Source organism: Bradyrhizobium sp. CCBAU 51765 (assembly GCF_015291725.1).
Classification (GTDB): Bacteria; Pseudomonadota; Alphaproteobacteria; order Rhizobiales; family Xanthobacteraceae; genus Bradyrhizobium; species Bradyrhizobium liaoningense.
This window is the reverse complement of the sequence record NZ_CP030038.1, coordinates 8,138,030-8,161,965: the sequence shown is the minus strand read 5'-3', so window position 1 is coordinate 8,161,965 and position 23,936 is coordinate 8,138,030. Positions and strand designations below refer to the sequence as shown.

At 63.9% G+C, this 23,936-nt stretch carries 21 protein-coding genes; 17 read left to right on the top strand and 4 right to left on the bottom strand.

What is annotated here, in order from left to right; all coding sequences use genetic code 11:
* Positions 1-122: 122 nt before the first annotated feature.
* On the top strand, positions 123-1,574 hold the full coding sequence (gene boxB, locus XH96_RS37870) for a benzoyl-CoA 2,3-epoxidase subunit BoxB (protein ID WP_194390328.1): 1,452 nt from the start codon (positions 123-125) through the stop codon (positions 1,572-1,574).
* Positions 1,575-1,845: 271 nt separating this feature from the next.
* Here boxB and XH96_RS37865 read toward each other — a convergent pair whose 3' ends face one another.
* Both XH96_RS37865 and XH96_RS37860 read right to left on the bottom strand, forming a co-directional pair.
* A complete protein-coding gene (locus XH96_RS37865) occupies positions 1,846-2,658 on the bottom strand; it encodes an SDR family oxidoreductase (protein ID WP_194390327.1) in 813 nt (270 codons plus the stop codon).
* Between the two features lie 112 nt (positions 2,659-2,770).
* Entirely contained in the window at positions 2,771-3,829 is a 1,059-nt protein-coding gene (locus XH96_RS37860; protein WP_194390326.1) for a polysaccharide deacetylase family protein, read from the bottom strand.
* A gap of 165 nt (positions 3,830-3,994) precedes the next feature.
* On the opposite strand from XH96_RS37860, the gene XH96_RS37855 reads away from it, so the two are divergent.
* From XH96_RS37855 to phoB, 10 genes are all read left to right on the top strand, one after another.
* Positions 3,995-5,389, top strand: a complete 1,395-nt coding sequence (locus XH96_RS37855; protein ID WP_194390325.1) for an OmpA family protein — start codon at positions 3,995-3,997, stop codon at positions 5,387-5,389.
* Between the two features lie 2 nt (positions 5,390-5,391).
* On the top strand, positions 5,392-5,694 hold the full coding sequence (locus XH96_RS37850; RefSeq protein WP_194390324.1) for a hypothetical protein: 303 nt from the start codon (positions 5,392-5,394) through the stop codon (positions 5,692-5,694).
* A 451-nt stretch (positions 5,695-6,145) separates the two neighbouring features.
* The gene (locus XH96_RS37845; protein ID WP_028179025.1) at positions 6,146-7,201 is read left to right on the top strand and encodes a lysylphosphatidylglycerol synthase domain-containing protein; all 1,056 of its coding nucleotides are present in this window, start codon (positions 6,146-6,148) and stop codon (positions 7,199-7,201) included.
* 75 nt (positions 7,202-7,276) lie between these two features.
* The gene (locus tag XH96_RS37840) at positions 7,277-8,575 is read left to right on the top strand and encodes an ATP-binding protein (protein WP_194390323.1); all 1,299 of its coding nucleotides are present in this window, start codon (positions 7,277-7,279) and stop codon (positions 8,573-8,575) included.
* Positions 8,576-8,719: 144 nt separating this feature from the next.
* Positions 8,720-9,733 carry a phosphate ABC transporter substrate-binding protein PstS gene (gene pstS / locus XH96_RS37835; protein ID WP_194390322.1) on the top strand — a complete coding sequence of 338 codons (1,014 nt, stop codon included), beginning with the start codon at positions 8,720-8,722 and terminating at the stop codon, positions 9,731-9,733.
* 178 nt (positions 9,734-9,911) lie between these two features.
* Entirely contained in the window at positions 9,912-10,901 is a 990-nt protein-coding gene (gene pstC, locus XH96_RS37830; protein ID WP_194394411.1) for a phosphate ABC transporter permease subunit PstC, read from the top strand.
* 4 nt (positions 10,902-10,905) lie between these two features.
* Positions 10,906-11,751, top strand: coding sequence for a phosphate ABC transporter permease PstA (pstA, locus tag XH96_RS37825; RefSeq protein ID WP_194390321.1), 846 nt, complete (start codon positions 10,906-10,908; stop codon positions 11,749-11,751).
* Positions 11,748-12,569: a phosphate ABC transporter ATP-binding protein PstB gene (gene pstB, locus XH96_RS37820; RefSeq protein ID WP_194390320.1), complete on the top strand. Its 822-nt coding sequence runs from the start codon at positions 11,748-11,750 to the stop codon at positions 12,567-12,569. The genes pstA and pstB overlap by 4 nt, the downstream gene beginning before the upstream one ends.
* Positions 12,570-12,580: 11 nt before the next feature.
* Positions 12,581-13,297 carry a phosphate signaling complex protein PhoU gene (gene phoU, locus XH96_RS37815; RefSeq protein WP_194390319.1) on the top strand — a complete coding sequence of 239 codons (717 nt, stop codon included), beginning with the start codon at positions 12,581-12,583 and terminating at the stop codon, positions 13,295-13,297.
* Positions 13,298-13,329: 32 nt separating this feature from the next.
* On the top strand, positions 13,330-14,037 hold the full coding sequence (gene phoB / locus XH96_RS37810; RefSeq protein WP_008143479.1) for a phosphate regulon transcriptional regulator PhoB: 708 nt from the start codon (positions 13,330-13,332) through the stop codon (positions 14,035-14,037).
* A gap of 243 nt (positions 14,038-14,280) precedes the next feature.
* Here phoB and XH96_RS37805 read toward each other — a convergent pair whose 3' ends face one another.
* Entirely contained in the window at positions 14,281-14,793 is a 513-nt protein-coding gene (locus XH96_RS37805) for a GcrA family cell cycle regulator (protein WP_194390318.1), read from the bottom strand.
* Between the two features lie 458 nt (positions 14,794-15,251).
* Here XH96_RS37805 and XH96_RS37800 point away from each other — a divergent pair, with 458 nt between their 5' ends.
* The 4 genes from XH96_RS37800 (at position 15,252) to XH96_RS37785 (ending at position 20,489) form a co-directional block, all read left to right on the top strand.
* Complete coding sequence (locus tag XH96_RS37800; protein WP_194390317.1) at positions 15,252-16,460, top strand: aspartate aminotransferase family protein; 1,209 nt, start codon at positions 15,252-15,254, stop codon at positions 16,458-16,460.
* Positions 16,460-17,395, top strand: a complete 936-nt coding sequence (gene argF, locus XH96_RS37795) for an ornithine carbamoyltransferase (RefSeq protein WP_194390316.1) — start codon at positions 16,460-16,462, stop codon at positions 17,393-17,395. The genes XH96_RS37800 and argF overlap by 1 nt, the downstream gene beginning before the upstream one ends.
* Before the next feature lie 172 nt (positions 17,396-17,567).
* Positions 17,568-18,569, top strand: coding sequence for an Hsp33 family molecular chaperone (locus tag XH96_RS37790; protein ID WP_246789890.1), 1,002 nt, complete (start codon positions 17,568-17,570; stop codon positions 18,567-18,569).
* A 237-nt stretch (positions 18,570-18,806) separates the two neighbouring features.
* Positions 18,807-20,489: a hypothetical protein gene (locus XH96_RS37785; RefSeq protein WP_194390315.1), complete on the top strand. Its 1,683-nt coding sequence runs from the start codon at positions 18,807-18,809 to the stop codon at positions 20,487-20,489.
* A gap of 820 nt (positions 20,490-21,309) precedes the next feature.
* Here the strand turns inward: XH96_RS37785 and apaG are convergent.
* A complete protein-coding gene (gene apaG / locus XH96_RS37780) occupies positions 21,310-21,702 on the bottom strand; it encodes a Co2+/Mg2+ efflux protein ApaG (protein WP_024337101.1) in 393 nt (130 codons plus the stop codon).
* Positions 21,703-21,899: 197 nt separating this feature from the next.
* Here apaG and XH96_RS37775 point away from each other — a divergent pair, with 197 nt between their 5' ends.
* On the top strand, positions 21,900-23,156 hold the full coding sequence (locus XH96_RS37775) for an OpgC domain-containing protein (protein ID WP_028179013.1): 1,257 nt from the start codon (positions 21,900-21,902) through the stop codon (positions 23,154-23,156).
* On the top strand, positions 23,156-23,929 hold the full coding sequence (locus XH96_RS37770; RefSeq protein WP_194390314.1) for an SGNH/GDSL hydrolase family protein: 774 nt from the start codon (positions 23,156-23,158) through the stop codon (positions 23,927-23,929). Before XH96_RS37775 ends, XH96_RS37770 begins: the two co-directional genes overlap by 1 nt.
* The last annotated feature ends 7 nt before the right edge of the window (positions 23,930-23,936 follow it).

Sequence of the window (23,936 nt, the reverse complement as noted above, 5' to 3'; positions counted from 1 at the left end):
GCGCGAAGCGATGCGACGCAGAACCGGGACCCAGACGGACCAGACAATAGGTCCCGGCTCAGCAGTGCAGCACTTCGCGCCGCACCGCATCCGGGACACGAGACCGATCAAGGAGCACGGCCATGAACATGAACATCATGAACGTCGACTACTCGACCAAGATTCCGAACAACGTCAACCTCGCCGAAGACCGCCAGGTGCTGAAAGCGCTTGAGGGCTGGCATCCCGGCTATATGGACTGGTGGAGCGACATGGGGCCGGAAGGTTTCCAGGAGTCGCTGGTCTATTTGCGCACCGCGTACTCGGTCGATCCGCGCGGCTGGGCCAAGTTCGATTACGTCCGCATGCCCGAATATCGCTGGGGCATCCTCCTTGCGCCGCAGGAAGAGAACCGCGTCGTGCCGTTCGGTGAGCACTACGGCGAGCCGGCGTGGCAGGAAGTCCCGGGCGAGCATCGCGCCATGCTGCGCCGCCTGATCGTGATCCAGGGCGACACCGAACCGGCCTCGGTCGAGCAGCAGCGCCATCTCGGCAAGACCGCGCCCTCGCTCTACGACATGCGCAACCTGTTCCAGGTCAATGTCGAGGAAGGCCGTCATCTCTGGGCGATGGTCTACCTGCTGCAGAAATATTTCGGCCGCGACGGCCGCGAAGAGGCGGACGATTTGCTGCGCCGCCGCTCCGGCGATGCCGACGCACCGCGCATGCTGGGCGCCTTCAACGAGGCGACGCCGGACTGGCTGTCCTTCTTCATGTTCACCTATTTCACCGACCGCGACGGCAAGATGCAGCTGCACTCGCTGGCGCAGTCCGGCTTCGATCCGCTGTCGCGCACCTGCCGCTTCATGCTCACCGAGGAAGCGCACCACATGTTCGTCGGCGAGACCGGCATCACCCGCGTCGTGCAGCGCACCTGCGATGCGATGCGCGCGGCCGGCATCACCGATCCCACCGACATCGCCAAGGTGCGTGCGCTCGGGGTGATCGACCTGCCGACCATCCAGAAGAAGCTCAACCTGCACTACACGCTGTCGCTCGACCTGTTCGGCTCGGAGGTCTCGACCAACGCGGCCAACGCCTTCAACGCCGGCATCAAGGGCCGCTATCACGAGACCCAGATCGAGGACGACCACCAGCTCAAGAACTCCACCTATCCGGTGCTCAAGCTGATCAACGGCGAGATCAAGCTGGTCGACGAGCCGGCGCTGACCGCGCTCAACATGCGCCTGCGCGACGATTACAGCCAGGATTGCGTCAAGGGCATGCTGCGCTGGAACAAGGTGATCTCGACCGCGGGCTATGATTTCAAGCTGACGCTGCCCAACGTCGCCTTCCACCGCCACATCGGCGAGTTCAAGGATGTGCATGCGACGCCCGACGGCATCCTGATCGACGACGCCACCTGGGCCAGGCGCAAGGACGAATGGCTGCCCTCGGCGAGCGACGGCGACTTCATCACCTCCCTGATGCAGCCCGTCACCGAAACCGGCAAGTACGCATCCTGGATCTCGCCGCCCAAGGTCGGCATCGACAACAAGCCCGGCGATTTCGAGTACGTGAAGATCGAGTCGTAACGGCTGCCAGCTACACACTCAGTGTCATCGCCCGGCTTTGACCGGGCGATCCAGTATTCCAGCGACGGTCGTGATTGAGCCGGGAGGTCGCGGTAATCCGGCTCCGGCTCGGCCGTGTTTTGCCCGACGTGTCAATATCATCGCAGCCGCAACGGTCGTTTCCGCGCGGCCAGAAAAACCCCTTGTCGATCAACGGGCTTCCTACTGTGCATGGGGTTGTTTTCGTCGTTTTGGCTTTGAGCCCCATGGCGTGTGACGGGAGGCCGCCGGATCAATCGCTGTCCCACCCGCTGCCCTTGATGCCCGGGTTGGCGTAGACGATGCCGCCATCGACCGCGATGGTCGCGCCAACCACGTAGTCGCCCGCGCGCGAGGCGAGATAGATCGCAGCGCCCGCCATGTCCTCGTCGGTGCCGATGCGGCCCACGGGGACACGCGTCGCCACTTCGTCGGCGTGGTCGCGGGCGGCGCGGTTCATGTCGGACTGGAACGGACCCGGCGCGATCGCTGTGACCACGATGTGGTCGGGGATGAGCTTCACCGCCATGCGCCGCGTCAGATGGATCAGCCCGGCCTTGCTTGCGGCATAGGAATAGGTCTCGGCCGGATTGACGAAGATGCCGTCGATCGAGGCGATGTTGATCACCTTCGCCGGCCGTTCCGCGCTTGCCGATGCGCGCAGCGTGGGCGCCAGCGCCTTGGTGAGGAAGAACGGCGACTTCACATTCAGATTCATCACCTTGTCCCAGCCGCTCTCCGGAAACTCGTCGAACTCCGCGCCCCAGGCCGCGCCCGCATTGTTGACGAGGATGTCCAGCCTGGATTCGCGCTTCTTGAATTCGCTCGCCAGCAGCTCGCAGCCGGCGACCGTGGACATGTCGATCGGCAGGGCGATGCATTCGCCGCCATATTGCGCGGTGAGCTCTTTCGCGGTGGCTTCGCACGGTCCGGCCTTGCGCGCGGTGATGTAGACCTTCGCCGCGCCAGCGCTGAGAAATCCCGCCGCGATCATCTTGCCGATGCCGCGCGAGCCGCCGGTCACCAGCGCGATACGGCCTTTGAGCGAGAACAGATTGTTGAACATGGTGCCTCCCCTTGGTTGGCGCTGGTTGTGAGCGGGGAGGGCTAGGGAGTCAATCTGCGCTGTCGTTCCGCATCAGCGCGCCTGTCCGGCACCGCAGCGCAGCTTGGAGCCGCTACGCCGCGGCGATCCGGCGAAAACCGTTCCACATCGCGGTCGCGGCGCCCGAGGTCAGCACCGGCAGGATGCGCGCGTCCTGGTAGTTGCCATTGAGCGAGACGCGGGGCAGCGCGGTCATGTGGCCGGCATTCTCCGCGAACAGCATGCCGGGCCGTGTCGTCACCGCGGTCTTGAAGCCGGCGGATGCGGCAAGGGCGAACTCGCGCTCGGCCGCGGCCTCGCGATCGCCATAGGGATAGGCGAGATGCAACACGGGGCGCTCCAGCACCCGCTCGATCCGCGCGCGGCTGGCGGCCATCTCCTGCGCAGCGATGTCTTCCGCCTGCTTGGCGAGGTTGCAATGGCTGACGCTATGCGCGCCGATCGTGACCAGCGGATCGGCGGCAAATGTCTTCACCTCGGCCCAGGACAGGCACAGGCTGCGGCACAGCGCTTCCATGTCGACGTCGTACGTCGTGCAGAGCGCTTCGATCTCGCGCTTGAGGTCGTGCTCGCCCGGCAGCGCGCGCAGCCAGTCGTGCAGGCGATCGAACGCCGCCTGCTTGGCGGCAGGCGTCGTCGCATCGAGCCGCAGCGCGGAGTTGCCGATCCTGACGTCGACCTGCTCGGCCTTGGCGATCACGGCCTCCAGCGCCGTCCACCACAATCGTCCGGTGCCCTCGGCAAAATCGCTCGCGACATAGACCGCCAAAGGCGCGTCAAATTCGCGCAGCACCGGCAAAGCATAATCCAGATTGTCGCGATAGCCGTCGTCGAGGGTGAAGGCGGCGAAGCGGCGGTCGAACCGGCCCTGCACCAGCCGCTCATGCAGCTCGTCCATGCTGACGATGTCGATGTCGCGCGAGCGCAAATGGCACAGCGTCGCCCGCAGGAATTCGGGCGTGACTTCGAGATGCCGGTTCGGCTGGAACGCGGCCTCTCGCGCCGGCCGCACATGGTGCAGCATGAAGATGGCGCCGACGCCCGACAAAAGTGGACGCAACAGGTGGTGCGCTCCGCTGAAATAGAGTGCTCCCAGCCCGGCGCGGATGACGTTGTTACGCAGTTGTTTCATGAACGGCTGGGGGGACTCTGGCATTCCGTCCTCAACTTATGGAAGAACCCTTGAAGAAAAAGTTATTCCGATTGTCCACGCGGGGTCCTTGGATCGGCAGCATTTCCGGTTTGACAGCCTGCCAAGGGTTTGTTTTGTCTCCGTTTCCAGAGTTCGGGTCGTCGAATGCAGAAGCTTTTCAGGTGGGCCAGCAAATGGTGGCCAGGGCTGATCCCCCTGGCCGTCATGTGGGGATTTGCGGCCTGGAATAACACCTTACCGGTCGAGGCCGATCTGTCGGCGCGCAGCTCGGCGGCGCTCAAGGATACCGTTCTGGACAAGACACGGATCGTGGTTGATGGCCGCGACGTCGGCCTGGCCGCAGATGCCTTCTCCGAAGAGGGTCGCCGCGACGCCGTGATGGCGGTCGAGACCGTCCCCGGCGTCCGTCTGGTCGACGATCGGACCCGCCTTGTTCCCGAAGCCAAGCCCTTCGTCTGGACCGCCGAGCGCGACGTGGTGCGGGTGACTCTGTCGGGCTCCGCGCCCCTGCCGTCGATGAAGGCCCGGCTGACCGAGGCCGCCCGCAAGGAGGTCGGCGGCGTCGAGGTGGCCGACCAGATGGGGCTGGCCCGCGGTGCGCCGCCGCGCTTCGAGGCTGCCGCGATGCTGTTGCTGGATCAGATCGGCAAGCTCAAGGACGGCAAGATCACGATAACCGACACCAAGGTCAATCTGTCGGGCATGGCGCGCGAGCTCGGCGGCCGCGAGGCGATCGCGGCCGCGCTGAAGAACCTGCCCGAGGGTTTTTCGATCGCCGCCAACGAGATCAAGGCGCCGCCCTACATCTTCCAGGCCTACAAGGATCCGGTGGCCGCGACCGTGACGCTGACCGGCTATGTTCCCGACAACAATGTCCATGCGGCGATCGCCACCAGCGCCGCGCGAAAGTTCTTTACCGAGAAGGTCGTCGACAACCTCAAGGCCAGCATCGGGGCGCCCGGCTCCTTCAGCACGGCCGTGATCCCAGCGCTCGGCGCGCTGTCGCGGCTGTCGACCGGCACGCTTGTCGTCTCCGACCGCGAGGTGAAGCTGTCGGGCGATGCGCTCTACGAAGGCGCTGCCAATGACATCCGCGCAGGGCTCGGCAAGGACTTCCCGAAAAACTGGCAATACAAGCCGGAGATCACGGTAAAGCCTGCGGCAGGCCCGGTCGACGGCACTGTGTGCCAGCAATTGTTCTCGGAGCTTCTGACCAAGGGCAAGATCCGTTTCGCGACCAGGCGTGCGGACATCGATCCCGACTCCGCCGGCATCCTCGATCGTCTCATCGAGACGGCGCTGCGCTGCCCCACTACCAATATCGAGATCGCCGGGCATACCGACGCCGACGGCGAGGATTCCTTCAACCAGGCTCTCTCGGAAAAGCGCGCGCAGGCGGTGATCGACTATCTGGTCAAGGCGGGCCTGCCCGCCAGCCGCTTCACCGCGATTGGCCACGGCAGCACGCAGCCGCTCGCCGGTAACGACACCGATGAAGGCAAGGCCCAGAACCGCCGCATCGAATTTCTGGTGAGGTGACGATGCCCTATCTCGTCTCGTTCCATCTGGGCTGGCTGATCGGCTCGCTGCTGCTGGGCTTCTGCATGGGCTGGATCTCGGTGGTCCAGCGCGGCAAGGGCACCTCGAAGGTGACGGCGCGCTGGCTCGCCGCGCTCGCCGCCGCGCTGGTCGCGGCCTCGCTCGCCCATGTGGTCCCCGGCCGCTTCGGCTACTGGCTCGATCTCGGCCTGATCATGTTCGCCTGCTACCTCGTCGGCTGCACCATCGGTGCGTGGCTGCGCGACCGCGTGGTCTCGCGCACCGCGCCACCAGCCGCTCTGTGATGTTGCTGCGCACCCTCACTGAAGGGACGGGAGGTGCGTCCGCCGCGGCCTTCCGGCGCCTGAGAACGCGTCAACTGGACGCTTCGATCCTCCTCTTTCAACAGTCAGGCCTGCCCCATAGATTGATGTCGGCTTAAGGCGTGACGGAACATTGTGCGGCCGAAATCATCAAAACTTCATGGCGTCTGCGCAGGATTGCCATGGAGATTCGCGTCAAGCCTTGCCGCCGAAAGCGCCAAATCGTGCATCAGGAGCCGTAACCCTGCCTAAAATATTGAAGGCACGTGTTTTTGTTCGGATTGGCGAATTCCACTCCGCCCGAAAACGCGCTAGTGGAGGGGTAGGGGGCATGCGCGTTGCCGGAGCCGAAGGCGAGGGTTCGCTGGGTGCCTGCGCGTCGTCCGCCTGTCCGCCGGCCACCCTGGCCGCCGAAGCGTTGTTCGAGGTCTAGATGCTGGAAGCCATACGCAGGGCGATGTCGTTTCTGCGCCAGAAGCAGGTCCTGCATAAGCTTGGAGTTGTGATCAGCATCGCGGTCATCGGTATCGCTTGCTATGTGCTCTACCACATGCTGCGAGGCATCGATTTCAACGAGGTCCTCGAGGCGATCAAGAGCACCGAGCCGAGTCAGATTGCGATGGCGGCGCTGTTCGTCGCTGCGGGCTATTTCACCCTCACCTTCTACGACCTCTTCGCCACGCGCGCGATCGGCCATGCCCATGTGCCCTATCGCATCAACGCGCTTGCGGCCTTCACCAGCTATTCCATCGGCCACAATGTCGGAGCAAGCGTCTTCACCGGCGGTGCGGTGCGCTACCGCATCTATTCGGCTTATGGGCTGAACGCGATCGACGTCGCAAAAATCTGCTTTCTCGCCGGCCTGACTTTCTGGCTGGGCAATGCCGCCGTGCTCGGTCTCGGCATCGCCTATCACCCGGAGGCCGCCGCCTCGATCGACCAGCTTCCGCCCTGGCTGAACCGGACGCTGGCGCTGATGATCATCGTGGCGCTGATCGGCTACGTGGTCTGGGTCTGGACCCAGCCGCGGGTGGTCGGCCGCGGCCCCTGGACCGTGGTGCTGCCGGGCGGCCCGCTGACGCTGCTTCAGATCGCGATCGGCATCGTCGATCTCGGTTTCTGCGCGTTGGCGATGTATGTCCTGGTGCCGGACGAGCCCCATGTCGGGTTCGTCGTGGTTGCGGTGATCTTCGTCTCGGCCACCCTGCTCGGCTTTGCCAGCCATTCCCCGGGGGGGCTCGGCGTGTTCGACGCCGCCATGCTGGTCGGCCTCTGGCAGATGGACCGGGAGGAGCTTCTGGGCGGCATGCTGCTGTTCCGCGTCCTCTATTATCTGTCTCCCTTCGTCCTATCTGTAATCTTGCTGACGCTTCGCGAAGTTATCATCGGCGCGCGATCGAAGCGCTTGCACCAGGCGGCGCTCAAGCTGGACCCCGGCCCGGCGCGTGAAGCCGCCTATGTGCGAGAGCGTAGCGACAGCGGCGCCTGACCGGTGCCAGGTCCTTAAGACAAGGCCCTTAAGACAAGGTCCTTAGGACAAGTCCCCCAGGAGAAGCCCGCCCCGATGGCGATCGACGCCCCATCTTCTCCCCCCGCCCAGCCCTGGTCCGACCGGCTGCGGCACTCGACCGTCATCCTGATCGCCGCGGCGCTGGCCCTCTCCGTCGTGGTCTCGCTCGGCGAATTGTCCGTGCTGCACGCCGCGATTGTGTTCCTCTGCATCGCGGTGGCTGCCCTGATCCCGTGGCGGCTGCACGATCCCGCCGCCTCACGCGATGATGTCAGGCGGATCAACCCGGTCGAGAGCGCGGCGGTGGCTGCGGTGGTCGCCGGCATGCCGGATCCGGCGGTGCTGCTCGACCGCGCCGGCCGCGTCATCCATCTCAACGCCGCGGCCGCCCAGCTCGCGCCGGCGCTGCGCAAGAACGAACTCGCCCAGTTCGCGCTGCGCTCGCCGGAGATCATCACGGCGCTGCGCGAGGCGATCGCCACCACCGAGCCGCGGCGCGCGACCTATCTCGACCATGTTCCGGTCGATCGCTGGATGGAGCTCATGATCACGCCGGTGCCGGTGCCGACCAGCTTCGGCGGCGCCGATAAATGCATGCTGATGACCTTCCACGACCAGACCCCGCTACGCCGGGTCGAGGAGATGCGCGCCGACTTCGTCGCCAATGCCAGCCACGAGCTGCGCACGCCGCTGGCCGCGCTGTCGGGCTTCATCGACACCCTCCAGGGTCAGGCCAAAGACGATCCCAAGGCGCGCGAGCGCTTCCTCGGTATCATGCACAACCAGGCCACGCGGATGGCGCGCCTGATCGACGATCTCTTGTCGCTGTCGCGGGTCGAGCTGTCGGCCCATGTCCGGCCCGACACCCTGGTCGACCTCATACCGATCATCCGCCAGGTCGCCGACGGTCTCGAGCCACTGGCGCGCGAGCGCCAGGTCGAGGTGGAGATCGATCTGCCGGAGCCGCCGGTGATGATCGCGGGGGACCGCGAGGAACTGCTCCGCCTGTTCGAGAACCTGATCGAGAACGCGCTCAAATACGGCGCCTCCGGCGGACGCGTCATCGTGTCGCTGACATCAGGCGTCGCCACGGATGGAACTCAGGAAATCCGGGTCCTGGTCCGCGATTTCGGGCCCGGCATCGCGCCCGAGCACCTGCCGCGGCTGACCGAGCGCTTCTACCGGGTGGACGTCGGCGACAGCCGCTCGCAAGGCGGAACCGGGCTCGGATTATCGCTGGTGAAACATATTCTTAACCGTCATCGCGGCCGGCTTCTGATCGAGAGCGTGCCCAGGCAGGGCGCGACTTTCACGGCGTGTTTTCCCCAGGCGAAGATTTCGGCTGCGGCCTAAAAATCAAGCGAATTCAATTGCTTGGTTGTGTCATCCAGCTGTCATGAAACCTTCGTAAAAGCACAGCCGACCGCTCCTAAACGGGCGGCACGGGGAGCGCGATCGGGCGCGGATGGCGCTTCGCTCCCCTGTATGGAGACCAGCATGAATTTCCTCAAAACTATGGTCGTTGCTGGCTTGGTCGCCGCATCGACGACGGCAGCCTTTGCGGCCGACATCACCGGCGCCGGCGCGACGTTCCCGTTCCCGCTCTATTCCAAGTGGGCTGACGCCTACAAAAAGGAGACCGGCAACGGTTTGAACTACCAGTCGATCGGTTCGGGCGGCGGCATCAAGCAGATCCAGGCCAAGACCGTGACCTTCGGCGCGAGCGATATGCCCCTCAAGCCCGAGCAGCTTGAAAAGGACGGAATGATCCAGTGGCCGCAGGCGATGGGTGCCTTGGTGCCGGTCGTCAATCTCGAAGGGATCAAGTCGGGCGAGCTGGTGTTTTCTGGTGAGTTGCTGGGCGACATCTATCTGGGCAAGGTCAAGACCTGGAATGACCCGGCGATCGCCAAGCTCAATCCCAAAGTGAAGCTCCCCTCGGACGCCATCACCGTCGTGCGTCGGTCGGACGGCTCCGGCACCACGTTCATCTGGACCGATTTCCTTTCCAAGACCAATGCCGAGTGGAAGACGAAGGTCGGTGCCGGTACCGCTGTCGAGTGGCCGACGGGTGTTGGCGCCAAAGGCAATGAAGGCGTCGCTGGCAATGTCAGCCAGACCAAGAACTCGATCGGCTATGTCGAGTATGCCTATGCCAAGCAAAACAAGCTGACCTACGGTGCCCTGATCAACAAGTCTGGCAAGACCGTGCAGCCGACCGTTGCGGCCTTCCAGGCTGCAGCCGCCAACGCCGACTGGGCCGGCTCCAAGAACTACTATGTGATCCTGACCGACCAGCCCGGCGAAACGTCGTGGCCGATTACCGGCGCGACCTTCATCTTGATGCACAAGGATGCGACCGACAAGGCGGCGTCCCAGGAAGCCATCAAGTTCTTCAAGTGGGCGTTCGAGAAGGGCGACAAGATGGCAGAGGAGCTCGACTACATCCCGATGCCCGACACGGTCGTGAAGCAGATCGAGAAGACGTGGGCTGCCGAGATCAAGAGCTGATTGCAGCGTACTGAAACTCGCGCTCCGCCTCGGCGGGCGCGAGTGAAAGAGCGGCCCGGAATCCCAGGATTCCGGGTCCTTGAGACCACCGGGAACGACGCGGGCAAACCGTCGAAAACGACCGCCTTTGGCGGCATGCAGATGGCGTAAGGCAAAACAGGGGATCGGCGTGGCAGAGATGGCCGTTCAGAGCGATGTAATCGACGATGCCGGACCGTATGATCGCGCCAAGGCCTTGGGCGCGTTCAAGCTCGGTGACGTCACCTTCTACTGGATCACGCGGCTTTCCGCGATCTCGGTGCTGCTCATTCTCGGCGGCATCATCATTTCGCTGATCGTGGGCGCCTTCCCGGCGATCAAGGAATACGGCCTGTCGTTCCTGTGGACGCAGCGCTGGGCCCCTTCCGCCGATCCGCCCGTGCTCGGCGCGCTCGGGCCGATGTACGGCACGCTCGTCACCTCCTTCATCGCGATGCTGATCGCCATTCCCGTCGGTCTCGGCATTGCGATCTTCCTCACCGAGCTTTGTCCGCAATGGCTGCGCCGCCCGATCGGCATGGCGATCGAGCTGCTCGCCGGCATTCCCTCGATCATCTACGGCATGTGGGGCTTCTTCGTGCTGGGCCCGTTCCTGGCCAACACGTTCCAGCCTTTCATGATCAAGATCTTCGACGGCGTTCCTGTGCTGGGCGCGATCTTCGCCGGTCCCCCGTCCTATCTCAGCCTGTTCAATGCCGCGCTGATCCTCGCCATCATGGTGCTGCCCTTCATCACCTCGATCTCGGTCGACGTGTTCAAGACGGTGCCGCCGGTGCTGAAGGAAGCCGCCTACGGCGTCGGCTGCACCACGTGGGAAGTCGTGCGCAGCGTGGTGATCCCCTATACCCGCGTCGGCATCATCGGCGGCGTCATGCTGGCGCTGGGTCGCGCGCTCGGCGAGACCATGGCCGTGACCTTCATTATCGGCAATTCGTTCCGCATCTCTTCATCGATTTTCGCCCCGGGCACCACGATCTCGGCGGCGATCGCATCCGAGTTCGCCGAGAGCGACGGCCTGCACCAGTCCGGCCTGATCCTGCTCGGCCTGCTCCTGTTTGTGCTGACGTTCTTCGTGCTCGCAGCCGCGCGGCTGATGCTGATGCGTCTGGAAACCAAGGCCGGGAAGTGAAGCCATGAACCCGATCTATTCACGCCGCCGCCGCTGGGACGTCATCATCCGCGGGCTCTGCATCGCCGCCGCCGCCTTCGGCGTCACCTGGCTCGCGCTGATCCTGATCACGCTCCTCTACAACGGTCTGGCCGGGCTCAACCTTCAGGTCTTCACCGCAGACACGCCGCCGCCCGGATCGACCGAGGGCGGCCTGCGCAACGCGATCGTCGGCTCGCTGATCATGACCGTGATCGGCGTCGGCATTGGCGCGCCGCTCGGCCTGTTCGCCGGTACCTATCTCGCCGAGTACGGCCGCAACGACAAGCTGACCTCGGTGATCCGCTTCATCAACGACATCCTCTTGTCGGCGCCCTCGATCATCATCGGCCTGTTCATCTACGGTGCGGTCGTGGTGCCGATGCGAGGCTTCTCGGCAATCGCCGGCGCGCTGGCGCTCGCCGTGATCGTGATCCCGGTCGTGGTGCGCACCACGGAGGACATGCTGCTGCTGGTGCCGAACCCGCTGCGTGAAGCCGCCAGCGCACTCGGTCTGCCGCGTTCGCTGGTGATCAAGCGCATCGCCTACCGTGCGGCGCGCTCAGGCCTCATCACCGGCGTGCTGCTCGCCACCGCCCGCGTCGCGGGCGAGACCGCGCCGCTGCTGTTCACCGCGCTGTCGAACCAATTCTTCAGCCTCGGCCTGGACAAGACGATGGCCAACCTGCCGGTGACCATCAACAACTTCGTGCAGAGCCCCTACGCCTATTGGAAGCAACTCGCCTGGAGCGGGGCGCTGCTGATCACCCTGACTGTGCTTGCCCTGAACATTGGCGCCCGCATCCTTGGTGCCGAGAGGACCGCAAAATGAGTGAAATGTCTATTTCCGTAAGCGCGCCGACCGTTCATCCCGGCTCGCAGCCGCTGCCCGAGGCGCCTGCCAAGGTCACCGCGCGCAACCTCAATTTCTACTACGGTGAGCACCATGCGCTGAAGAACATCAATCTGGCGCTGGGCACCAATCGCGTCACGGCCTTCATCGGCCCGTCCGGCTGCGGCAAGTCGACCCTGCTGCGCATCTTCAACCGGATGTACGACCTCTATCCGGGCCAGCGCGCCACCGGCCAGCTGTTGCTCGACCACACCAACATCCTCGACCCCAAGCTCGACCTCAATCTGCTGCGCGCCCGGGTCGGCATGGTGTTCCAGAAGCCGACCCCGTTCCCGATGACGATCTACGAGAACATCGCCTTCGGCATCCGCCTCTACGAGAAGATATCGAAGTCCGAGATGGACGATCGCGTGGAGAAGGCGCTGCGCGGCGGCGCGCTGTGGAACGAGGTCAAGGACAAGCTCAATGCCTCCGGCCTGTCGCTCTCTGGCGGCCAGCAGCAGCGCCTCTGCATTGCCCGCACCGTCGCGGTCCGGCCCGAGGTGATCCTGTTCGACGAGCCGTGCTCGGCGCTCGACCCGATCTCGACCGCCAAGGTCGAGGAGCTGATCCAGGAACTGTCCGAGAACTACACGATCGCGATCGTCACGCACAACATGCAGCAGGCGGCGCGCGTCTCCGACAAGACCGCCTTCATGTATCTCGGCGAGTTGATCGAGTTCGACGACACCAGCAAGATCTTCACGTCGCCGAGCGACCGGCGCACGCAGGATTACATCACCGGCCGGTTCGGCTGAGGAGACGGAACATGGGTTCTGAACATACCGCAAAGGCTTTCGATACCGACCTCCAGGAACTCACTCGCCTGGTCGCCGAGATGGGCGGCATCGCCGAGCGCATGATCGTCGATTCCGTCGACGCGCTGATCCGCCGCGACGTCACGCTCGGTCAGCGCGTCGTCGCCACCGACGCCGAACTCGACGCGCTGCAGAAGCGCATCGAGGAGCGCGCCGTGCTCACCATCGCCCGCCGCCAGCCGATGGCCGTTGATCTGCGCGAGATCGTCGGGGCCATGCGCGTCGCGACCGATCTCGAGCGCATCGGCGATCTCGCCAAGAACATGGGCAAGCGCGTCGCGGCGCTGGAGACGGATTTTCATCCGCTGAAACTGTTCCGCGGCCTGGAGCACATGACCGACCTCGTGCAGCAGCAGGTCAAGTCGGTGCTGGACGCCTATGCCGCGCACGATCTGCCGGCAGCGATGGCGGTGTGGAAGGGCGACGAGGAAGTCGATGCCATCTGCACCTCGCTGTTCCGCGAACTCCTCACCTACATGATGGAGGATCCGCGCAACATCTCGTTCTGCATCCATTTGATGTTCTGTGCCAAGAACATCGAGCGGATCGGCGACCACGCCACCAACATCGCCGAGACCGTGTTCTACATGATCGAGGGCCAGGCGATCACCGACAAGCGGCCGAAGGGCGACATGACGACCTTCGCCACGACGGTGCCGAATACCTAAACGGTGCCGAATACCCAAGGAGCGACGACAACATGGGCGCACGCATTATGGTGGTTGAGGACGAGGAAGCTCTCACCGAGCTTCTTCGCTACAACCTCGAAGGCGACGGCTATGACGTTGAGACGGTGATGCGCGGCGATGATGCCGACACCCGCCTCAAGGAGCACATTCCCGATCTGATCGTGCTCGACTGGATGCTGCCGGGCCTGTCGGGCATCGAGCTGTGCCGGCGGCTGCGTACCCGTCCCGAAACCAAGCAGCTTCCGATCATCATGCTGACCGCGCGCGGCGAGGAAAGCGAGCGGGTGCGGGGACTTGCGACCGGTGCCGACGACTACATCGTCAAGCCGTTCTCGGTGCCGGAGCTGCTGGCGCGCGTGAAGGGCCTGCTCAGGCGCGCCAGCCCCGAACGGCTCGCCACCGTGCTCGCCTATGGCGACATCGAGCTCGACCGCGACAAGCGCCGCGTGGCGCGTTCGGGCCGGCCGATCGATCTCGGCCCGACCGAATATCGTCTGCTGGAGTTCTTCCTGGAGCATCCCGGCCGCGTGTTCTCGCGCGAGCAGCTGCTCGACAGCGTCTGGGGCCGTGACATCTACATCGACGAGCGCACTGTCGACGTCCATATCGGCCGCCTGCGCAAGCTGCTCAATCTCGGCCGCGAGCAGGACCCGATCCGCACCGTCCGTGGCGCCGGCTATGCGCTGGACGATCGGTTTGCGAAGGCGGAACAGACGTAAAGCTCTGAACTAGCGAGTGTTGGCTTAGCGAGTGCGGCAGCGATCTCGGCCGTCATCCCGGGGCGCGCGCGCCGCGCGAGCCCGGGATCCATAACCACAGGGCTTTGTTTGGCGAAGACTCGGAGTGACCATCTCGCGCAACAGACTGCGCCTTGTGGTTATGGATCCCCGCCTCCGCGGGGATGACACCGAGTAAGTCGAGCCGTCATCGTGTGACGGCTGCAGTCAGCTAAATCCGCAAATTCACCGCGTGCCCGGCTTCGCCGGTGCGCGCCGGCGATCCGCGGCGGGTTGATACGCCACACGCGAATGCTGGGCGCAGTAGGGCAGGCCGGAGAGCGCCTTCCCGCCGCAGAAGAAGAAATCCGGGCTCGAGGGATCGCCGACCGGCCAGTGGCAGGTCGCCTCGTTCAATTCCAGCAGCGACAGCCGCTGGCTCATCGGCACCACGTTGTCGTAGGTAACGGGCTCGGCTTCCACCTCGACCTCGAAGGCCTGCGCCAGCGCGGTGTTGCCGCGCGAGACGGGGCGGGTCACCCGCATCATGTGCTGCGCAGGCCGTGCCTTGCGCGGCCGTGGCGCTGCCGACGAAGGGCTCTTGGCGCGGCCGGACAAGCCGAGCCGGTGCACTTTGCCGATCACGGCATTGCGGGTCACATTGCCGAGCTCAGCCGCGATCTGGCTGGCCGAAAGTCCGGCCTCCCAGAGCTTCTTCAGCTGCTCGACGCGATCATCGGACCAGGTCAAAACCGTCATTGCACCCTTTCCCTCGCTGCGCGCCTGCCATCCTGGGGCCTTCGCAGCGATTGCCTAAGCCTTGAAAAACCCGTGCCGCCAGAATCCCTTAAGGCTCGCCGGGCGCGCTCAAGACGCCCGAACGTTTACGCCGGTACATGAGGACTTAAGGGATCAGAACTGCTGCACGAGATGTCGTATCTGACAGTCCAAACGCTACAATATGGCGTGACTCCCGCGCAAGAGTCCGCCGACTCGCGTCCACATGTTCCGTGGTGAAAATCCCGCAAAATCGGCACCGCAAGACTACGGATTCAGCGTTTCGCGGGGCTTTCCGGGCGGCATTGACACCCGTCTTGCCAGGCATAAGATAGTCCCGCGTGCCGCCCTTAAAAGGCGGCACGTTTCGTTTTCCGGGCCGGTCAATGGTGCGTTGCGCAATGCACGCGTCACACCGTCCGCAACATTCAAGTGACGTCATGACCAACAGCGCCGCGCCGCATTTGCTCCCCGTTTTCGCCAGGGCCGACCTCGGTTTCGAGCGCGGAGAAGGCTGCTGGCTGATCGCGACCAATGGCGATCGCTATCTCGATTTCACCTCCGGCGTGGCGGTGAATGCGCTCGGCCATGCGCACCCCACGCTGGTCAAGGCGTTGCAGGAGCAGGCGACGAAGCTCTGGCACATGTCGAACCTGTTCCAGAGCCCGGACGGCGAGAAGCTCGCGGCGCGTCTGTGCAATGAAAGTTTTGCCGACTTCGTGTTCTTCTGCAATTCCGGCGCCGAGGCGTTGGAAGGTGTGATCAAGCTGGTGCGCCACCATCACTTCTCCAAGGGGCATCCCGAGCGCTATCGCATGATCACATTCGAGGGCGCCTTCCATGGCCGCACGCTGGCGACGCTGGCCGCCACCGGTTCTGCAAAATATCTCGAGGGCTTCGGTCCGCCGATGGACGGCTTCGACCAGGTGCCGCATGGCGACCTGGAAGCCGTGAAGAAGGCGATCGGCCCGCACACCGCCGGCATTCTCATCGAGCCGATCCAGGGCGAGGGCGGCGTTCGTTCTGCGCCTCCCGCGTTCCTGAAGGCGCTGCGCGAGCTCTGCAACGAGCGCGGCCTATTGCTCGCCTTCGACGAGGTGCAGACCGGCATGGGCCGCACCGGCGAACTCTTTGCCTACAAGCGCACCGGCGTCGTGCCCGACGTGATGTCGCTTGCGAAGGCGCTCGGTGGCGGTTTCCCGATCGGCGCGGTGCTCGCCACCGCGGACGCTGCGCGCGGCATGGGGCCGGGCTCGCACGGTTCGACCTTCGGCGGCAATCCGCTCGCCATCTCGGCCGCGAACGCCGTGCTCGACGTCATGCTCAAGCCCGGCTTCTTCGATCACGTGCAGAAAATGTCGCTGCTGCTGAAGCAGAAGCTCGCCTCCGTGATCGATCGCCATCACGATGTCGTCAGCGAGGTGCGTGGCGAGGGGCTCCTGATCGGCATCAAGGCCGTGGTGCCCTCGGGCGATCTCGTCGCGGCGCTGCGCGCCGAAAAATTGCTCACCGTCGGAGCCGGCGACAATGTCGTGCGCTTCCTGCCGCCCTTGATCGTTACCGAGGCGGAGATCGAAGACAGCGTCGGGCGGCTCGAACGCGCCTGCACTGCGATCTCGTCCAGCCAGACCAAGCGGGCGGCAAGCTGATGAGCAAGACGCCGATTAAAGCTCCAAAGCACTTTTTGGACATCAACGAGCTGCCGCTGTCGGAGCTCAAGAGCATGCTCGCCGCCTCGTCCGCCATGAAGGCGAAGCAGAAGGCGCACCAGCCAGTCAGGCCGCTCGAAGGCAAGACGTTGGCGATGATCTTCGAGCGGCCCTCGACGCGGACGCGGGTGTCGTTCGATGTGGCCATGCGCCAGCTCGGCGGCGAGCCCATCATGCTCACCGGCGCCGAGATGCAGCTCGGTCGCGGCGAGACCATCGCCGATACCGCGCGGGTGCTGTCGCGCTATGTCGATGCCATCATGATTCGCATTCTCAATCACGAGGCGCTGCTGGAGCTTGCGGCCTATGCGACCGTGCCCGTGATCAACGGCCTGACGCGGCGGTCGCATCCCTGCCAGGTGATGGCCGACCTCATGACCTATGAGGAGCATCGCGGCCCGATCGAGGGCAAGACGGTGGCCTGGACCGGCGACGACAACAACGTGCTGGCGTCCTGGGCGCATGCCGCCGAGCGCTTCAAATTCCAGCTCAACGTCGCAACGCCTCCGGAGCTCGCGCCGAAGAAGGCAATGCGCGACTGGATCAAGACATCAGGCGCGCCGATCGTGCTCGGCACCGATCCGGAAGCCGCCGTGCGCGGCGCCGATTGCGTCGTCACCGACACCTGGGTGTCGATGGGCGACAAGGAGGGCGAGCATCGCCACAACGTGCTCAAGCCCTACCAGGTCAATGCCAAGCTGATGTCGCTGGCCAAGCCCGATGCGCTGTTCATGCACTGCCTGCCGGCCCATCGCGGCGAGGAGGTCACGGATGACGTGATCGACGGCCCGCAATCGGTCGTTTTCGACGAGGCCGAGAACCGCCTGCATGCGCAGAAGGGCATTCTGGCCTGGTGCTTCGACGCGGTGAAGTAGGCGCGCTGGAAGCCCGGCTGCGGCCTCACAAGCAATTGTCGTCCCGGATCTGCGCTTACGCTTGTCCGGGACGACATCGAGTTCGAGGTGGCTTGATACGGTTCAATCCGCGCCCCGCAACACGCCCCGCGCCCCCTTCCATTCTCAGCCCTCCGACCCCAGATAACGCGCCATGGTTTCCCAATCCCCTGACATGAAAACCGGGCCCGAAGGCCCGGTTCGCGCACCATCAGCGGTTCCGATCGACGACGCCGTGCTGCCTTACGAGGTCGACGCGCTCGATGTGCGCGGGCGGCTGGTGCGGCTCGGCCCGGCGCTGGACGATATTCTGACCAAGCACGATTATCCCGCACCCGTCGGCAAGCTGCTCGGTGAAGCCATCGTGTTGACGACGCTGCTCGGCACCGCGCTGAAATTCGAAGGTCGCTTCATTCTTCAGGCCCAGACCGACGGTCCGGTGTCGTTCCTGGTCGTCGACTACATGGCGCCGGATCGCCTGCGCGCCTATGCGCGCTTTGACGCCGAGCGCCTCGGCGAGGCCAAGGACGCCGGCACGCTGCTCGGCCGCGGCCATCTCGCCATGACCATCGACCAGGGCCCGGATATGAGCCGCTACCAGGGCCTGGTCGCGCTCGACGGCGGCAGCCTGGAAGACGCCGCGCACGAATATTTTCTCCGCTCCGAGCAGATCCCGACGCGCGTGCGACTTGCGGTCGGCGAGGAGTGGCGCTCGAGCGACGGCGGCAAGCATCGCTGGCGGGCCGGGGGCATGCTGATGCAGTTTCTGCCGAAGGCGCCGGAGCGCGCCCGGCAGGCCGATCTGCATCCCGGCGATGCGCCTGAAGGTGTCGAAGTGCACAGTGTCGCCGAAGATGACGCCTGGGTCGAGGCGCGTTCGCTGATCGAGACCGTCGAAGACGTCGAGCTGATCGATCCCGAACTCTCGGGCGAGCGGTTGCTGTTCCGTCTGTTCCACGAGCGCGGCGTGCGCGTGTTCAATCCGCAGGATCTCAAGGCGCAGTGCTCCTGCTCGCGCAATGCGGTCGCCTCGATGCTGAAGAGCTTTTCGCCGGACGATCGTGCCGCCATGGTCAAGGACGACAAGGTCGTCGTCACCTGCGAGTTCTGCTCGTCGGTGTACCAGTTCACGCCGCACGAGGCGGGCGCGGAATAGGCGTAAGCGTTCAAGGAAATGGCGGGCATGGCACGTTGCTCCTTCGCAACGTCGCGTGCGCCTGTCCGTAACTGGGCGCAAGCGCGGTCCGGACGCGTGCTTTCGGTTCGGGGTACTTCCTGGATTACGCTTCGCTCCATTTGAACTTCGCGCGCTATTGCCGGCAACTGGTATGCCACTTGCCATGCAACCCTGCACGGATATGCTGGCCCAACCGACACGTGAGAGGAGCGCGGCGTGGCCAAAAATATCGGGTTGATATCCGAGGGGGAGGGCCCGCCAGATCCCGCCGATGTTGACGGATTCACGAGATGGTTGCGCCAGAAGCCACGTCAGTGGTCAGGGACTATTGCTTGCCGAGCCGCGTTGCGCATGCTCCCATTGTTGTCCTCCTATCATTATTCGGCTGATGTTGTCTTGTCCTTCTTTCGCGCAGCGGCGATCTCGCGGTTCGCCGCGAGATTTCCAGATAGCGAAATCTATCCAAGTGAAAGAACTAACGAGGCTGCTATTCGCGCGGCGTCCTTTACCCGCGCGGAATCTGCTAGTACGTCCGGGGGAGTCGTTCTCGTTGTTCTTGATGCGGTCGCTCGCGCCGCCGATGCTGCTCATTTAATTCGCATTGAGGCAGCTCATGCCGCTGCCTCAGCTGCAGACGCAGCTATCGCCGTTGTCGCCGCCGCTGCAGCCGATGCCGAGACAACCGATGCCGCTACCAACGCCGCAGCCCGCGCTGCCGTTCGAGCGATGAGCGACGAGCTTCGGTCCGACGCAAGACGGCTTCTCGAAGGCGCTATTCCGGCTCAGCAAATCTTGGCCGCCCCGCTTTGGACTGGGCTGCCTCCCGCGCGAATCGGGGGAGCTTGGCAAGGATTGATGCGCGATCTGCACCGCGGCGGTGCCCACTGGTCGGTCTGGATTGACTGGTATGATGGCTTCCTGCAAGGGGCTCTGGAGGATCGCGAGGATTATCACGCTGCCTTCACGGACCTTCCCGCGGAATTGCCGTGGAAACGCGGTGCCGCGGCCGTTAACATCGAGATCACTCGGCGGCTTGGCGCTTTGGCTGCGACTAAGCCGGCGGCGGCCCCCGAGAAAGACACGCTCGCACGCCTCGCAGAGGTAGCCAGCCCACAGCCGATGCTGACCAGCGAAGGCAAGCTTGATGCGATCTCGAATCGGTCCTTCGATGTGCCAACTGCTGATGACGACCTTATCACCCTGCCGCTGCGTCAGATAAATCTGATCACGATCATTCTGAGCGACCTGCCGCGAAATGCGCCTGGTCATCTCAGAGCATCCCTGAAGTCCTATGAGCAGGAGTTAAGGGCGCGTGGCGTCCAGCCCATTCTTCCCCTGTTGAAGGATGACGCCGACATTATCGCGGCAGCCGTGCGGGCGCCGCTGACAGAGGATGAATGGCTCGATCCCGGCCAGCGCACGGCGTTCGATCGATTCGATGAAAATCACGGTCTCTTCGTTAAACATTTTCCGCTCGATGTGGAACGAGAGGCTCTTTATGCGCGGATAGGTCTCGATGAGGCGAAGGCGTCCGGCAAAGAATTGGTCGAACCGTTCGAGAAAGTAGCTGAAGCTGCGCGGGATGCGCATCGATCAGGTGCAGTTACCGATAACTTCGTGATAGTTGTCGAAAAAATGACCGAGTTGGCGCGGGTTCTGTCTACGCAGCCGGCGGCGCCAGCTGTGTCTCCGAAAGGCGCTCCCGATCTAAAGATATCTCCAAATGAGCGGGTGCAGCCGATCACCACGAAGAAACGGGTCTTGTTTGGGTCGCTCGGATTCTATAGCGCGAGCTTTGGCATTATCGGTTCTCTTGGCACAATTGCGACCTTGGACTACGCCGCCTTGGCAGCCAGGCTTAGGGAAGCCATCGAGGCGCTATCCCGCTTCATTCCCTAACTCTCTGCTCGTTAAATGGTGCGCGTGCGTGTTTCGCCAGCCCGTCAATCCCTTGCGCCGAAAATATTCCACTTTACCGAAATTCGATTTTGTCGTATGTCTCGCTCATCCCGGCTCACCCAAGAGGGGCGACTTGTAGTCGTCATGTTCGCGAGCCGGGGTTGCGGTGGACGCGGCAGCGTCGGCATGAGAGGTGCGGGCAGGGCGGGTAGTCCCTGTGAGCCCGTGGCCGCGTGCGGACGACGGCGCTGCTAGGCTTCGTCTCGTCTGTAAGTTTCCGGCTCTGTCGACGGAGTCAGGGAATACTGCGGGTGAAATGGCGGGCCGTGCGTACGGCAAAACCGTGTGGTCCTGGCCGTCGTTGCCACGGTCAAGCTGTTCGAAGATGCGCGCGAGCCCAACCGGGTGGACGGCATCGTCAATTCGAACGGTGAGGGAGGCCAGAAGGAATGGTCGGCTCCCGGGAGATCACGGCATAAGCCGTCCAGCCATCGCGCAGGGAAGGCCGAGTGATCGGCGACACCTGCATGCTGATGTGCGGTTCTTCTGCGTGCATCATTCGCGCAGCAGACCGCGGGTGCCAGCCGGCACCCGGCCTTCCCTGCGCCCTCTTGGATTTACGAGGGTGGAGCGACGAAGCAAAGCTCGGGCGAAACGCGCCGCGAGGATGAGAAGGCGTGTCTGCAAGCTGAGCCGCGTACCACAATCTCGATCTCGTAGGGTGGGCAAAGCGCAAGCGTGCCCACGTTGCTTATGGAAGGAGATCGTGGGCACGGCGCTATGCGCCTTTGCCCACCCTACGGCGCCTGCGCTCCGCCCCCTAATTCAACACCCGCTTGTTGTCGGGACTGTCGAGCGAGAACGTCGGCACGTCGATCTCGAAGCGCTCGCCGGTTTCGCTGACCATCTGGTAGCGGCCGGTCATGAAGCCCGAGGCGGTCGAGAGCGGCACGCCGGAGGTGTATTCGAAGCGCTCGCCGGGGGCCAGGATCGGCTGCTCGCCGACAACCCCCTCGCCCTTCACCTCCTGCTGGCGGCCGGAGGCATCGGTAATGATCCAGTGCCGCGTCTTGAGCTGCACGGTCTCCTCGCCCGAATTGGTGATGACGATGGTGTAGGACCAGAAATAGCGCGAGCGGTCGGCCGACGACTGCTCCGGAACAAAGTTCGGCTCGACGGTCACTTCGATCTGACGGGTCACGGCGCGGTACATGGTTGCTATAATAGCCAAATTCGTCCCGGGAACCAAACGCCACAGACGGCTTTGGCGACATCGTCCCGCCAGAATTCGAAGGGAAGGACACCCCAGAGGGAGATTCCCTTATATGATCCGGGCCGCTTTGCGAGACGACGGCGGGACCCCTACATTCTTTCAACGTCGCGTTTTTGCGGAAGGGTTCTTAGGCCCCGATGACCATTGCCGACCAAGTGACGGGATCGACGATCGCGGGGACCGCGGAGGCCAGGCCCGCAGGGACCAAGCCGCGCGCTGCCGCGCCGGCCATCACGCTGCCGGCCATCGGCGAGCGCGAGCTCCGGCTCGATCTGTTCCGCGGGCTCGCGCTGTGGCTGATCTTCATCGACCACCTGCCGCCGAGTCTGCTGACCTGGTTCACGATCCGCAATTACGGTTTCAGCGACGCGACGGAGATCTTCATCTTCATCTCCGGCTACACGGCCGCCTTCGTCTACGGCCGGGCGATGCTGGAGAGCGGCGTCGTCATCGCCACCGCGCGCATCCTGCGCCGGGTCTGGCAGATCTACGTCGCCCACGTCTTCCTGTTCACGATCTTCCTTGCCGAAATCTCCTATGTAGCGACCAGGTTCGAGAACCCGCTCTACACCGAAGAGATGGGCATCATGGACTTCCTCAAGCAGCCTGACGTCACCATCGTGCAGGCGCTGCTCTTGCGCTTCCGTCCCGTCAACATGGACGTGCTGCCGCTCTACATCGTGCTGATGCTGGCGCTGCCCCTGATCCTGTGGTCGATGAAATGGCGACCCGACGTCACCCTCGGCCTTTCGGTCCTGCTCTACGCGGTCACCTGGGAGTACGATCTCTATCTGTCGGCCTATCCGAACGGCTTCTGGGCCTTCAATCCCTTTGCCTGGCAATTGCTGTTCGTGTTCGGTGCATGGTGCGCGCTCGGAGGTGCGCGCCGCATGTCGCGTATTCTGTCGTCACGCGTCACGATGTGGCTGGCGATCGCCTATCTCGTCGCGTCGTTCTACGTGACGCTGACCTGGTATGTGCCGCAGCTCTCCCAGTTCATGCCGAAGCTGATCGAGCAATGGATGTATCCGATCAACAAGACCGATCTCGACGTGCTGCGCTTCACGCATTTCCTGGCGCTGGCTGCGCTCACGGTGCGCTTCCTGCCGCGGGACTGGCCGGGCCTGAAGTCGCCCTGGCTGCGGCCGCTGATCCTGTGCGGCCAGCATTCCCTCGAGATCTTCTGTCTCGGCGTCTTCCTTGCTTTCGCCGGCCACTTCATCCTGGCCGAAGTCTCCGGCGGTGCAGCCATGCATGCCTTGATTAGTCTCTCCGGAGTCCTGATCATGTGGGGGGTGGCCTGGGTCATTTCGTGGTACAAGCGCGTGGCTGACAAGAGCGGTGCGAAGACCAAAAACGCCGTCGGCAACGCCGATCTGGCGGGAGGGGGCTGATGAAGGCGAAGGTTCTCCTGAGCCTGATCCTGCTATGCGTCGCCGCGCCTGTGGCGCGCGCGGGCGATGCTGCGCCCACGGCTCCCCCCGCGCCCCCTTCCTGCGAATTGCCGGCCTATCTGCTGACCAGCGAAAGCCCGCTGCCGAAGGTCGCCGCTGCCGTCAAGGCCGGCAAGCCGCTCGAGATCCTGGTCATCGGCAGCCGCTCGACGACCATTCCATCTTCGGAGAACAGCTCGTACCCGGCGCGCATGGAGGCGATCCTCAAGGAGAAGCTGCCGCCGCCGGAGGTGGTGCATGTCTCCGTAGAAATACAGAGCAAGAAAACGGCGGAGGAGACCGCCTCCACTTTCGTTAAGCTGATGGAAGCAAAAACGCCTACGTTGGTCATCTGGCAGACCGGGACCGTGGACGCTATCCGCGCCAGCGATCCCGACGAGTTTCGCAGTGCCGTCACCGAAGGGGTTGCTGCGTTGCAAAATGCGGGGGCTGACGTTGTCTTGATGAATCTGCAGTATAGTCCACGCACTGAAACCATGATCTCGGCGCAGCCTTTTCTCGATAATATGCGGGTGGTGGCGCAGGAGCACGGTGTTCCGCTGTTCGATCGTTTCGCGATCATGCGGCAGTGGAATGATCAGGGTCAGTTCGACCTGTTCAGCCCGTCCCGTGGGCCCGAGCTGGCGAAACAGGTCCATGATTGCCTTGGCCGGGCGTTGGCACAGTTCGTGTTCGACGCAGCCCGTCTCGAGCCGGCCCAGCAGCAAAATTGAGGTCTAG